General features: G+C 72.5%; 10 protein-coding genes. 4 read left to right on the top strand and 6 right to left on the bottom strand.

The window, feature by feature from the left end; all coding sequences use genetic code 11:
- Positions 1-2 precede the first annotated feature (2 nt).
- From IG88_RS0109810 to IG88_RS0109800, 3 genes are read left to right on the top strand one after another with little or no spacing between them, the layout of a single operon-like run.
- On the top strand, positions 3-926 hold the full coding sequence (locus IG88_RS0109810; RefSeq protein ID WP_031037583.1) for an alpha/beta hydrolase: 924 nt from the start codon (positions 3-5) through the stop codon (positions 924-926).
- Positions 927-946: 20 nt separating this feature from the next.
- A complete protein-coding gene (locus IG88_RS0109805; RefSeq protein ID WP_031037578.1) occupies positions 947-1,888 on the top strand; it encodes an MBL fold metallo-hydrolase in 942 nt (313 codons plus the stop codon).
- A gap of 17 nt (positions 1,889-1,905) precedes the next feature.
- A complete protein-coding gene (locus IG88_RS0109800; RefSeq protein WP_031037574.1) occupies positions 1,906-3,633 on the top strand; it encodes a CocE/NonD family hydrolase in 1,728 nt (575 codons plus the stop codon).
- A gap of 66 nt (positions 3,634-3,699) precedes the next feature.
- On the opposite strand, the gene IG88_RS0109795 is transcribed toward IG88_RS0109800, so the two are convergent.
- From IG88_RS0109795 to IG88_RS43750, 4 genes are all read right to left on the bottom strand, one after another.
- The gene (locus IG88_RS0109795) at positions 3,700-3,948 is read right to left on the bottom strand and encodes a hypothetical protein (protein ID WP_031037570.1); all 249 of its coding nucleotides are present in this window, start codon (positions 3,946-3,948) and stop codon (positions 3,700-3,702) included.
- 399 nt (positions 3,949-4,347) lie between these two features.
- Positions 4,348-7,074, bottom strand: a complete 2,727-nt coding sequence (locus IG88_RS0109790; RefSeq protein ID WP_031037567.1) for an ATP-binding protein — start codon at positions 7,072-7,074, stop codon at positions 4,348-4,350.
- 588 nt (positions 7,075-7,662) lie between these two features.
- Positions 7,663-7,998 (bottom strand): hypothetical protein, encoded by a 336-nt coding sequence (locus IG88_RS41075; RefSeq protein ID WP_078861457.1) that lies wholly within the window; start codon positions 7,996-7,998, stop codon positions 7,663-7,665.
- A gap of 32 nt (positions 7,999-8,030) precedes the next feature.
- Positions 8,031-8,168 (bottom strand): hypothetical protein, encoded by a 138-nt coding sequence (locus IG88_RS43750; protein ID WP_199807436.1) that lies wholly within the window; start codon positions 8,166-8,168, stop codon positions 8,031-8,033.
- Positions 8,169-8,711: 543 nt separating this feature from the next.
- On the opposite strand from IG88_RS43750, the gene IG88_RS0109780 reads away from it, so the two are divergent.
- Positions 8,712-11,354, top strand: coding sequence for a helix-turn-helix transcriptional regulator (locus IG88_RS0109780; RefSeq protein WP_234332107.1), 2,643 nt, complete (start codon positions 8,712-8,714; stop codon positions 11,352-11,354).
- A 200-nt stretch (positions 11,355-11,554) separates the two neighbouring features.
- Here the strand turns inward: IG88_RS0109780 and IG88_RS44225 are convergent, their stop codons facing one another.
- Both IG88_RS44225 and IG88_RS0109775 read right to left on the bottom strand, forming a co-directional pair.
- On the bottom strand, positions 11,555-11,902 hold the full coding sequence (locus tag IG88_RS44225) for an ImmA/IrrE family metallo-endopeptidase (protein WP_267884654.1): 348 nt from the start codon (positions 11,900-11,902) through the stop codon (positions 11,555-11,557).
- A gap of 37 nt (positions 11,903-11,939) precedes the next feature.
- A partial coding sequence (locus tag IG88_RS0109775) for a response regulator transcription factor (RefSeq protein ID WP_031037556.1) occupies positions 11,940-12,195 on the bottom strand: 256 nt, incomplete at its 5' end.

Here is a 12,195-nt window from a genome sequence, read left to right as displayed (position 1 = left end):
CCGTGACACTGCACCCCGAGATCGCCAAGTTCCTCGCCACCCTGCCGGCCCCGCCCGAGGGTCCGCTCGACCCGGTCGCGATGCGCGCCGCCGACGAGGCGCACGTCGCACCGTCCGAGGAGCGCCTGCCGCTGCACGCCGTCGGGGACATGACGGCGACGACGCCCGCCGGCGACGTACCGGTCCGCGTCTACACCCCCGTCGAGGCCGAACGCCACGGTGTCCTCGTGTACTTCCACGGCGGCGCGTTCTTCCTCGGCAGCCTGAACACCCACGACCACGTCGCCCGCTCGCTGGCGAAGGAAACCGGCCTCAAGGTCGTCTCCGTCGGCTACCGCCTGGCACCCGAGGCGGACTTCCCGGCCGGTCTCGACGACTGCTACGCCGTCGTGCGCTGGGTCGTGCAGGACGGCAACGGCGTGGGCTGGGACGGCACGACCCTGGCCGTCGCCGGCGACAGCTCCGGCGGCACCTTCGCCGCGGCCGTTGCCGCCCGCGCCCATGACGACGGCTTCGACCGGATCACCCACCAGGTCCTCTACTACCCGTCGCTCGACCTGGACTTCGACGTCGACCGCTACCCGTCGCTGCGGGAGAACGCCGTCGGCTACGGCCTGGAGACCGCCGGGTTGAAGCCGTTCAACGCGTTCTACCTGGACAGCGGCGCCGACCCCGCCGACCCGCTGGTGTCGCCCATCAAGCGGGCCGACCTCACCGGCCTGCCGCCGGCCCTGGTCGTCACCGCCGAGCACGACCCGATGCGCGACGAGGGCGAGCTGTACGGCGCCCGGCTGCGCGACGCCGGCGTCCCGGCGACGGTCAGCCGGTACGAGGGCGCGGGCCACGGCTTCGTCCAGCACTTCTCGTGGATCCCGGAATACCACCGGGTCTTCGAGGAGACCGCCGCCTTCCTCGGCCGGCGCTGAACCCGCAGGGAGGGAACACCATGACGCACGACCCGGTCGCCGTCCACCCCCTGGTCTCGCCCTGGGGCCGGTTCGGGCTGTACAGCTTCTTCATCGACGCGCCCGAACCGGCGATCGTCGACACCGGGATCGCCTCCTCGCCCGCCGAGGGCATGGCCCCGGCGCTCGAGGCGATCGGACACCGTATCGAGGACGTGCGGTGGATCCTGCTGACGCACGGTCACATCGACCATGTCGGCGGGACGCACGCCCTGTGGGAGCTCACCGGACGCCGCGCCCGGGTCGTGATCCACGAGGCCGACGCACCGATGCTCCGCTCGCGCCGCGCGCACGTCGAGGAGTACCTCGCCGGACGGGGCCGGTACCTGGCCGGCCCCGACGGCGAGGCCAAGGTGACGGCCGCCGCGAACGCCGTCATCTCCGGCGAAATGGAGCCCTCCCTGCTGGTGAAGGGCGGCGAGACACTGTCCCTCGGCGGTGACGTCACCGTGTCGGTGCACGCGATCCCCGGCCACACCCCGGGCTCGGTCGCGTACGTCGTCGACGGGCAGCGCTCCGTCTTCACCGGCGACGCGGTCCAGGTCCACGGCGCCGCCAACGGCTTCCCCGGCTACACGGACCCCGCGGCCTACCGCGCGAGCCTGGAGCACCTGCGCGACGAGGTCCGCCCGCGCCACCTCTACCTGGGGCACCCCTACCGCCGCGCCGACGGCACCCCGTACGGCGTCGAACTCGACGAGACGCAGGCCCAGGAGGCCATCACCCAGAGTCTGAACGCCGAGGCGCGGGTCGCCACGGCCGCCTGCGCATGCCTGGCCGAGGGCCTGCGACGGACGGACTCCCCGTACTCGCCGTTCGCCTCCGCCGCCGAGGAACTCGGCTATACCGGCGACCCCGCGCTGGAGCCGTCGCCGTTCTTCACCTCGATGCACGGCTACCGCCTGCGCAACCAGAATTCGTGACTCAGGAGCACCCCCTCATGACCGACCCTCAGACGATCCGCGCGGGCGCACTGAGCATCGCCGTCCGCAAGGACCTCCGTGTCCCGATGCGCGACGGCGTCGCCCTCGCGGCCGACACCTACAGCGGCGTCGACGACACCCCACGGCCCGCGCTCGTGGCCCTGAGCCCGTACGGCAAGGAGCTTCAGGCCCTCGCGCTGACCACCCCGCCGCAGCGCCGGCCCAGCCCCATGTGGGACGGCTGCATCGAGGCCGGCGACATCGCGCGCGTCGTCAAGGAGGGCTACGTCCACGTCATCGGCGACCTGCGGGGCTCCGGCGCCTCCGAGGGCGAGCACATCGGCAACTACAACGCCGGTGGCGTGCCGTTGGGCCAGGACGCCTACGACTTCATCGAGTGGGTCGCGGCCCAGCCCTGGTGCGACGGCAACGTCGGCATGATCGGCATCTCCTACTTCGGCTCGATGCAGGTCCTGGCCGCCGCCGAGCGCCCGCCGTCCCTCAAGGCCGTCTTCGTCAGCGGCGGCCACTACGACTTCTACGAGACCACGTACCACGGCGGCGTCATGTGGTTCATGCCCCGCGCCGCCCGCGAGGGCCGCGGCGGCGACTCCGGCTGGGCCTTCACCGACGGGGTCAAGTCCCGCATGCTGGAGACGTATTCACCCGAGGAGATCAAGAAGCGCGTCGCCGAACGCCTGAAGGACCCGGACGTGGCCGCCTGGCCCAACCTGGTCCATGTCCTCAACTACCCGAAGAACCATGAGGCGTGGTTCGACATCGTGATGAACGACCTCGACGGCGAGTGGTACGAGGAGCGCAACCCGATCACCCTCGCACCGGACATCGACATCCCGGTCTGGCTCCAGATCGACCAGGGCCGCGGCTGGACGATGGACGGCACCATCGAGCTCTTCCACGCGCTCAAGGGCCCCAAGAAACTCGACATCGGCCCCTACCCGCCCATGCAGTCGCGGCCCTTCATCGAAGAGCACGACAAGATGTTCCGTTGGTACGAGTACTGGCTGAAGGGCGTCGACAACGGGATCATGGACGAGCCGGCGGTGACCGTGCACGTCGAGGGCTCCCGGCAGTACGTGACCGGCGCCCAGTGGCCGCCGAAGGACGTCGAGTACCGCCCGCTCTACCTGCGCCCCCGGCACAAGCTGTCCTCCGAGCCCGAGGCGATGGGCGCCGAGCACGCCGTGCCCGACGGCTTCTACCAGGCGCCGCTGACCGTCACCGACAAGGTGGAGATCCTGAGCTGGTCCACCGAGCCGTTCACCGAGCCCACCGAGATGATCGGCCAGGGCGCGGCACACCTGTTCGCCGAGATCGACCAGCCCGACACCAACTTCATCCTGCGCATGTGGGACGAGGCCCCCGGCGGCAGGCGGCAGCTCATCACGACCGCCTACCTCAAGGCGTCGCACCGCGAGCTGGACGAGGAGCGCACCACCGAGGGCGACCCGCACCACCCGCACACCCGCGCGGTGCCGGTCGAACCGGGAAAGATCGAGGAGTACGTGCTGCGGGTCTACCCGTTCGCGGCGACCTTCTTGCCGGGGCACCGGCTGGTCGTGGAGCTGTCCAACGCCGAGCCGTTGGCCGACGAGCACAACGCGCTGCTGCCGCCGGACGCCTTCCACCTGCCGGTGGGCCGCCCCGTCACCCACAAGATCTACCGCGACGCCGCGCATCCCTCCCGCCTGCTGCTGCCGTTCACGACCACGGCTCGGCAGTGAGCCTCCGATGTCAGGGCCGCTTCCTGACGCCCGTGCGGTCCACCTTGTAGATCTCCAGGTCACGACCTACGTGCACCTGCCCGTCGTAACCGCTACGAGCCCGTCGACGCCACTGTGAATGGTCCACCGGACTACCGTCCAGATTGGCGACATCCCGCGCACATTGACGGCTTCGTGCACCAGCAGGCGGGAACCGTCGGCGAGACGCTCGAGATTGTCGCTGTAGGTCGTGTCACCAGAGAAGGTCACCGAACCGTGCTCGGCGTCGAACCGATAAGCGAAGGCGGGGAATGCCGGACCGTGCGGCACGAGCACTGCTCTCACTCGAACGCGGTCGTCCTCCATCACGACCAACGGCTTCAAGTCGGGAGCAGTGTTCTCGTGCGTCGCCCCGGTTCCGGCCAGCCCGATCTCGTGGACAGGGAGCGGCTCGCGGCCGACGCGACACCGACGGGCAGCGTCGCCAGGCCCACGCCGGCCGCACCTCCCAGCAGCAGGCGTCACGAAAGGGACCGGTGGGCGTGAGTGGCATCGGCACAGGCGTCGCACTACGAGCTTCTTCTCTCGGGGCCGTCGGCAGGGCTCGCTCAAGAGAAGGCGGGCACGCGACGTGGTCCGGAAACCAGGTCCGCTCCAGCGAACGGTCACGCGGATTCCGCCTGCCAGAACTGGTGAGCCGTACCGCTGCGACAGGGCACGCACGCTGCCGGCCCGTCAGGGAAGCCGCAGGTCCCGGAGCTGTCGCCGGGAGGTGATGCTCAGCTTGCGGAAGATGCTGCGGAGGTGGGCCTCAATGGTGCGCGGGCTCAAGAACAGCTGTGCGCCGACCTCCCGGGAGGTCGCCCCGGTAGCCACCAGCCGGGCGATCGTCAACTCCTGTGCGGTGAGCGCGTCCGAGGGCTGGGCGGACCGACTGCGTGGGTGCTCGCCGGTGGCGCGCAGCTCGCGGGCGGCGCGTGCGGCGAACGCTTCCGCACCCATGTCCGACAGCATCTGGTGGGCGGTGCGGAGCTGCTGGCGGGCGTCTTGGCGGCGGCCCTCGCGGCGTAGCCACTCGCCGTAGACGAGATGAGTCCGGGCGAGCTGGGTGGCCACTCGGCAGTTTCGTAGCTGCTCGATCGCCTCGCGGTAGTACTCCTCGGCGGCCGGGCCGGTGCTGACCAATGCCCATGAGCGCGCTGCCAGACCGAGCCCCCACGGGGTGCCGCTGGCCAGCGCCCGTGAGTTGAGCTGGTCCAGCGCAGCGGTCGCACGCTCAGGCCGGCCGCTCCGGCACGCCGCTTCAATGAGCTCGGAGTGGGCCAGGTTGCTGTGGGTCAGCTCGTCGGACTCGAAAGCCCGCGTCGCAGCGACCAGAGCCGCCGGGTAGTCGCCCAGACCGTTGTGCAGCACCGCCATGGCGTACTGCGCCAGGAAGTCCTCAGTTCGGCCCCCACGTCCAGCCGCTTCCCGGACCATGGTCGCGTGGACCTCGGTGGTCTCGTCCGAGCGGCCGCGCCAGGCAGCCAGGATGAGCTGGCCGTGGAGCACGGGCACGGTTCTGGTCGCGGCCGCGATCGCGGTCTGCTCGGCGGCCCGGGAGAAGTCACCAGAGAGCACCAGCATGACGGACTGGACGAGCAGTGCTGCCGGGAGCGTGGCCAGCGCGCCGGCTTCCCTGACCAGCCGGACATGACGAGCGGCCAGCGCGTGCACCATCTGGTCGTCGAAGACCGACATCGCGGTCCGGCCGGCCAGCCACAGCCAGCGGCGGTCGTCGCCGTCGTGCACGGCGCGATCGTCCCGCTCGTGACGATTGAAGGCGTCCAACGCCCGCCGCAGCCCAGGCACTCCTGCCGCGTAGCCCTGCGTGAACGTCGTCACCAGCCCGTCGAGCAACAGATCCACCGGCCTCGGCGACTCCGGTGGTGCGGGCGCGGCCCGGGCTGCGTCGGCCACCGCACGCACGCCGCCGCCGGGTCCGCGGTCGCCAGTAACGATCGCCGCATCGAGCGCGTCGAGGTAGGTCTCCCGGGACAGCGCCGGGTCCAGCGGGGCGAGGCTCTTGGCGGCGTCCAGCAGCATCCGCGGCCCCTCGCCGCCCCTTGCCCCGTGGAACGCGATCCGCGCACGCAGCAGCTCCAGGCGGGCCTGCGCCACGGCGTCCAACGGCCCGGCCGCGGCGACCGTCAGCAGCTCCAGGGCTTCGGACGCACCGGCCTCGTGCTTGGCGTGCGCGGCTTCCAGGGCCCGTTCCGCCCGGGCAGCCGGCCTGGGGGTCAGCTCGGCCGCACGCTTCAGGAACGCCGCCGCCGCGGCCAACCCGCCGCGGGCGCGGGCCCGTCCGGCCGAACGCTCCAGCTCCGCGGCGGCGTCCTCATCAGTGCCCACCACCGCCTGCGCGCGGTGCCAGGCACGCCGGTCCGGATCGACCTGCTGGTCGGTGACGGCGGCCAGCGCGCCGTGCGCCCGGCGCCGGTCGGTCGGTGTGGCCGCCCGGTAGACCGCCGAGCGCACCAGCGGGTGCCGGAACCGCACACGGAAGTCGAACTCCAGCAGCCCGGCGGCCTCCGCGGGCGCAGCCGCCTCGCGGGCGATCCCCAGCTCCGCGGCCGCGCGCCACAGCAACGCCGCATCCCCGGTCGGCTCGGCCGCGGCAACCACCAGCAGCATCCGCGTGTCGGCAGGCAGACTGTTCGCGCGGTGCCGAAATCCGTCCTCGATCCGGCGCGGAACGCTCACCACGTCCGGCAGCTCGAACCCGCCCGCGAACTGCACCGCCGGAGCACTCCGCGGTAGCTCCAACAACGCCAGCGGATTGCCGCGCGCCTCGGCTACGATCCGGTCGCGCACCACATCGTCCAGCGGTGCGCGGACCGCGGTGGCCAGCAGCGTCTGGGCATCGGAGGCCCCCAGCCCCGCCAGGCGCAGTTCCGGCAACCCGCTGAACGCCTCGACGTCGGTCACACCGGGATCGCGCAGCGCAAACACCATCACCACCCGCTCGGCCCCCACCCGCCGGGCCACGAAAGCCAGAACCTGCGCAGATGCCTGATCGAGCCACTGCGCATCATCGACCACACACAGCAACGGCCCGTCCTCGGCCAACAGGCTCAACACCGCCAACCCCACCAGGAACCGGTCCGGCGCAGCACCCTCGCGTAGCCCGAACGCCACCCCGAGCGCGGCCTGCTGCGGCTCGGGCAGCTCGACCGCCCGCGCCAGGAACGGGGCGCACAACTGGTGCAGGCCCGCGAACGCGAACTCTGCCTCGGCCTCCACCCCGGCCGCGTCGTGAACCCCGAATCCCCTCGCCACGGCGGTCTCCCGCATGTGCTGCAAGAGAGCGGACTTGCCGATGCCGGCTTCCCCGCGCACCACCAACACCCCGCTGTCGCCGCCCTGCGCCCGAGCCAGCAGTTGCTCGAGCGCCGCCTGCTCGGCGCGCCGTCCCACGAGCATCGCCTGGTCCTCCCCTGGCGCCGACACGGCGTCTGTCCGGTAATTGTCACCGACGCGAAGCGCGCGGGCAGCACCGGGTCGTCAAGATGCCGGTCCCCCCGCGCCGGAGCCGGTGCCGGGATAAGGGATTTCCACCGACGCGGACCAGGCGCCTTCCCCGCGACTCTGAGAGCCGACAGCAGAGCGACCGGGAAGGGAGCGGCCACCGTGATCAGCACCGAGGTGTTCTGCCCCGCCGACGAGGAGTCCTCCCGCTACGGCAGCAGCGCGAGCGGGTCGCCGTCCACGCCCTGGCCCACCGGGAACTGCACGGCGGTGGGGCGGGCTGGCGGAGGCCGATGGCCGGCGCCGGCTCACGCACCCCTGACCGCGCCGAAGACATGTGGGCCGACGACACGTCGGTCGACGACACCTGAAGGGAACAGCCGTGGCCTGGAGACCCCGCCAAATCGCCGTACTCGCCGATCTCGCCGGCACCACTGTGGGTGCGGGGCGGCGCTACCACGGCGTCGGCATGCTGGAGGGGCCGCCGCGGCGCGCCGACGGACAAGCAGTACGGCCTCGCCCACCTCGTCCGCGTCCTGCGGATCAAGCGCCGCGCCGACCTCGGTGACCAGGGTGCTGGACCTCGCGGTGGTCACCGACTTCGTCGACACGCTGCACGCCCTCCCACCGAGCCCGGCGGCCAGCGCGTTCGACCAGTTCCTCGCCCCCGCCGACGACGCCGCCCGCCACGCGCTCGCGGTCGGACTGCTCACCAGGAGCCGGACCGTGCGCGTGATGCTCCCCCGTCTGCGCATCGCGACCGCCGGCCTGAGCGCCGCCGCCACCCGGACGGTCCGCGAGGTCGAGCGCGACCTCTGCAAGCCCGCGCAGTCCGACGTCGACGTCCTGCGCCGCGGGGAACTCCTGCTCCGCTCGCATCCCGGCCGGGTTTCAGACTCCCCGGGTCTGTGTCACGCCCGGCAGAGGAGATCGACGGTGCCCCGCACGGGCTGCTGTGGACTCACGCCGACGAGGTCGACGCCGCCCTGCTCGCCTTCCTGGGAGACCCACTCCCCAGGGCGTCCGCCCCAGTTCGGAGGAGTCGCCATGACCACGGCCCCCGGCGCCTCGCCCCCCGGCGCCTCGCCCCGCGGCGCCGACCTCGGCGTGCGCCCGCGGCGAGTGCCCCGTCCATACGCTGCCCGTGCCGTGGCAGCGGCTCGGCGTGCTCGATGCGCAAGCTCGTCATCGGCGATCGACGAACGGGACCCGACCCCACCCGCGGCGGCGGGGCCATCGGTCGAGGTACTCGGGCCCGTGGTCTGCGGGCCCGGAAGCACCTGCGGCAGGCCGCTGAGCATGCGCACACCATTCACGGGCAGGTCGGCACCACCGAACGGGACCCGGCTCGGCGGGTTGGCACTGCCACGGCAGGGGCCCGAAGGTGCGCTCATCAGGATCCGAGCGGAGCTCACCGGCATCGTGCTCGTGCACGGGGTCGGCGTCCTCGTCGGGGCGTCGGACGATCCCGCCGACCTCGGACGGTACGGCACGGACGTCCGGGGCCGGAAGATGGTCACGGCTGAGAGGACGCTATGAGGGCAACCGGTGCTCCGGCTCCGCTCGTCGGACGACAGGCAGAGATCGCTGCCGTGACCGAGGTGCTCGACCGAGCCCGCCGTGGCACCGGTGGCGCCCTGGTGCTTTGGGGTGAGCCGGGCATCGGCAAGACCGCACTTCTCGACCACGTCACCGCGGCGTCTCCCGATTTCGCCCTGCTGGCGGTACAGCCCGCACGGTGCGAGTCCGGGACCCCCTTCGCCGGACTGGACACGCTGCTCCGGCCGGTCGAGCACCTGATCGCGACTCTTCCGGCGTCCCAGGCGGCAGCGTTGCGAGGCGTGCTCGCGGGCGAGGCCACCGCAGCGGGCCGGTCGCTCACCGCCGTGGCGGTCCTGTCCCTGTTGTCGGCGCTGGCAGTCGACCGCCCGCTCCTGATCGTCGTGGACGACGCACACCGGCTCGACGCGGAGACCGAGTTCGTGCTCGGATTCGTCGCCCGGCGGGTGGGGACCGATCCGGTGGTGGTCCTGGTCGCCGACCACGACGCGCCCGCCGGCGGATCGTGGGAGGGGGTCGATCCGCTCGCGGTGAGTCCTCTCGCCGACGACCACGCCGCCCAACTGGTCGCCGCCGCCCACCCCGGCCTCGACGGCCCCCAGGTCGCCCGCGCGGTGAAGGCAGGTGGGGGCAACCCGCTGGCACTGCACGAGCTGCCAGTACCAATCGACGATCTTGCCGCCGGCACGGTGCCCGTGGGGCCCCGGCTGCGTAAGGCCTTCGCCGAGCGCCTGCACACCATGCCGACCCCGGCACGCGAGTTCGTCGTGCTCATGGCCGCGGCTCGTGCCGACGGTGATCAGCTCACGCTCGCACGGTCAGCACGTTCCCGCGCCCCCGAGGAGCCGGTCTGGGAGGAGACGACCTGGTCGGGGCTGCTCGCAGGGACGCCCGACCGGCCTGCGCTACGGCACCCGGTGGTCCGGGCCGCTGTCTACGCGAGCGCCTCCCCGTCCGAGCGCAGGAACGCCCACCGGACCCTGGCCGCCGCGCTTCCCCCGGGCAGTCGCGGGCATGTCTGGCACCGGGCCGCGACCGTTCACGACGTCGACGAGGAGATCGCCGGGCTGCTAGAGCAGACGGTGCCTTCGGGCGCCGGCGCGGTACCGGTCCTGCGGCGGGCCGCCGAGCTGTCCGCCGACCCGGCCGCTGCGACCCGCAGGCTCGCCGGCGCGGCCGTGGCCGCCTGGCACGGCGGCGACGCCACGACGGCGCGTCGGTTGCTGGCCGATGCCCGGAGCCTGACCGACGAGGTCCTGGCCACCCGCGCCAGCCGCGGCCTGCGCGGGGTACTCGAACTCGCCGAGGGGTCTCTGGAACGAGCCCACCGATCGATCAGTCGCGACATCGCCGCGTTCGATGATCCGCGCATGAGAGTGGAGCTCGGCGTCGCTGCCCTGCACGCGGGATGGTCCGCGGCCCGCGACGACCTCGTCGGCGAGACCCTCACTCGTCTCGCGGGGCTGACGACCCCTGGGCTGCCCGACGTCCTCCCGATCGTCCGGACGTGGTGGGGGCCGGCGACGGACCCGGCACGGGCAGCGTCGTCGGCAGAACTCGGTGACGTCATGGCGCAGATCTCCCGGGTGGAGTCGCAGTTGCTCCCGGCATCGCCGCTCGGACTGGTGTGGGGCCTCGACGAGCCACTCGCCGATGCCGTGCACGCCCTTGTCCGCAGGCACCGCCGTCACGCCGATGGCACCTCGCTTGCTGCGGCGCTGGCTCGGATCGCGCGACTCGACATCGCCGCGGGCCGGTGGGGCGCTGCGGAGGACGCCGCGGCCGAGGGGCTCGCGTCGGCCGAGCGTATCGGTGCCGAGCACATCGCTGCGGAGTGCCGGAACTGCCTCGGGTGGCTCGCCGCCGCCCGCGGTGACGGCCGCAGCGTCGACCATCTGACCGTTCGGACCCTGCAGTTGGCCGGGCCGCGCCGCGACCGTGCGGTCAGCGCCTCGGCCCACTGGAACCGTGGAATGGCCGCTCTGGCGGCCGGTCGCGCCGATGCTGCACTCGACCTGCTCGCCCGCTTGGACGAGCACGGGCACGAGGCAGCACATCCGATCGTCGCTCTGCTGGCAAGCCTGGACACGATCGAGGCCGCCGTGCACGCGCGGCGGCCGGAGATCGGCCGGCGCCGCGCCGAGGCGCTCGACGCCTGGGTACGGCGCACCGGCGCGCACTGGGCGAGATTCACAGCGCACCTGGCACGCGCACTGCTGGACGAACCCGCCGCCGAACGGTCCTACCGGGCGGCGCTGGACGTGCCCGGTGCGTCCCGGCGCCCGTTCGACCACGCACGGGCCCGGCTGCTCTACGGCGAGTGGTTGCGGCGACAGCGGCGGCGCCGGGACGCCCGCCAGCAGCTCGACGCCGCTGCCGAGACGTTCCACGCACTGGGAGCGCGCCCGATGCTCGAGCGGGCCCGGCGTGAGCAGCGTCTGATCACGGCGCCCGCACGCCGTGCCACTGCCGCCGGCACGGGCATGGCAACGCTGACGGCACAGGAACGCCGGGTGGCCCAGCTTGCCGCCGGCGATCTGACCAACCGGGAGATCGGGGCCCGTCTGCGGATCAGCGACCGCACTGTCGGGCATCACCTGTCCAACGTGTTCGCCAAGCTGGGGCTCTGCTCACGGCGCGACTTGGCGGCCACCGGCATCGCCGGACGGAGATGATTCCGGCTCGGTCGCGACGCCTACCGTGCACGAGCTCGTTAGATGGCCACCGGCGCCCCAGGTGTGCTGCCGCAGCACCTCGTCCACGCCGCGGTCGTTGACCGACGCGCCGCGGTCGTCAACCGCGCGACTGCCGCCCGAACGTCGGCAGTCCCTCCAGCTCGCACAGCAAGGCACCGAGCGTCACGGGCTTGCACGCCTCAACGAGGGCCTTGAGCGCGCGGGTGATGCGCTGTTCGAAGCACGCAACGTCTCACCCGTCCCGCCCCTCTCAGCCCGTTGCGGCGGGACGCGGCGTCCAGGTCCGTGAGGGCGGTCCGGTCCGCGCGCTGGGCCCGGACCGCGGCCGCCAGGTGGGCCGCCAGTCTGCTCGGACAGGATCGACTCGTGGGGGTGAGGAACTCCGCGGCCAGGGTGTCGGCTTCACGCTCCTGGGCAATGGCATCCGGGCCGGTGTCACCGTGCGGAACAAGATGGCCCAGTTCGTGGGCCGCACTGAAACGGTGCCGGTAGGCGTCGTCGGTCCTGTTCGGCGTCAACACGATCAACGGCCGAAGTCCCGTGTGCTTGCCGGGGCGCTGAGGTTCACTCTGCGCTCGGCTCCAGGCCCGCGTCGCGGGCCAGGAGCGCCGCTTGGACCCGGTTGTCGCAGTCGAGCTTGGTCAGGACGCGGCTGACGTAGGTCTTCACCGTCGCCTCGCTCATGTGCAGGCGGGCACCGGCGTCCGCGTTGGACAGTCCTTCGCCGAGCAGGGCCAGCACCTCGCGTTCGCGTCCGGTCAGCCCGGCCAGGCGGCGGCGCGCCTCCTCGGCGCGCACGGTGGCGGCGGGGGAGGCGAGG

It is taken from the genome of Streptomyces sp. NRRL F-5650 (genome assembly GCF_000721365.1).
In the GTDB taxonomy this organism is placed as follows: domain Bacteria; phylum Actinomycetota; class Actinomycetes; order Streptomycetales; family Streptomycetaceae; genus Streptomyces; species Streptomyces ardesiacus.
Note: the sequence above shows the minus strand (reverse complement) of the source record. Positions and strands in the feature narration are given on the sequence as shown.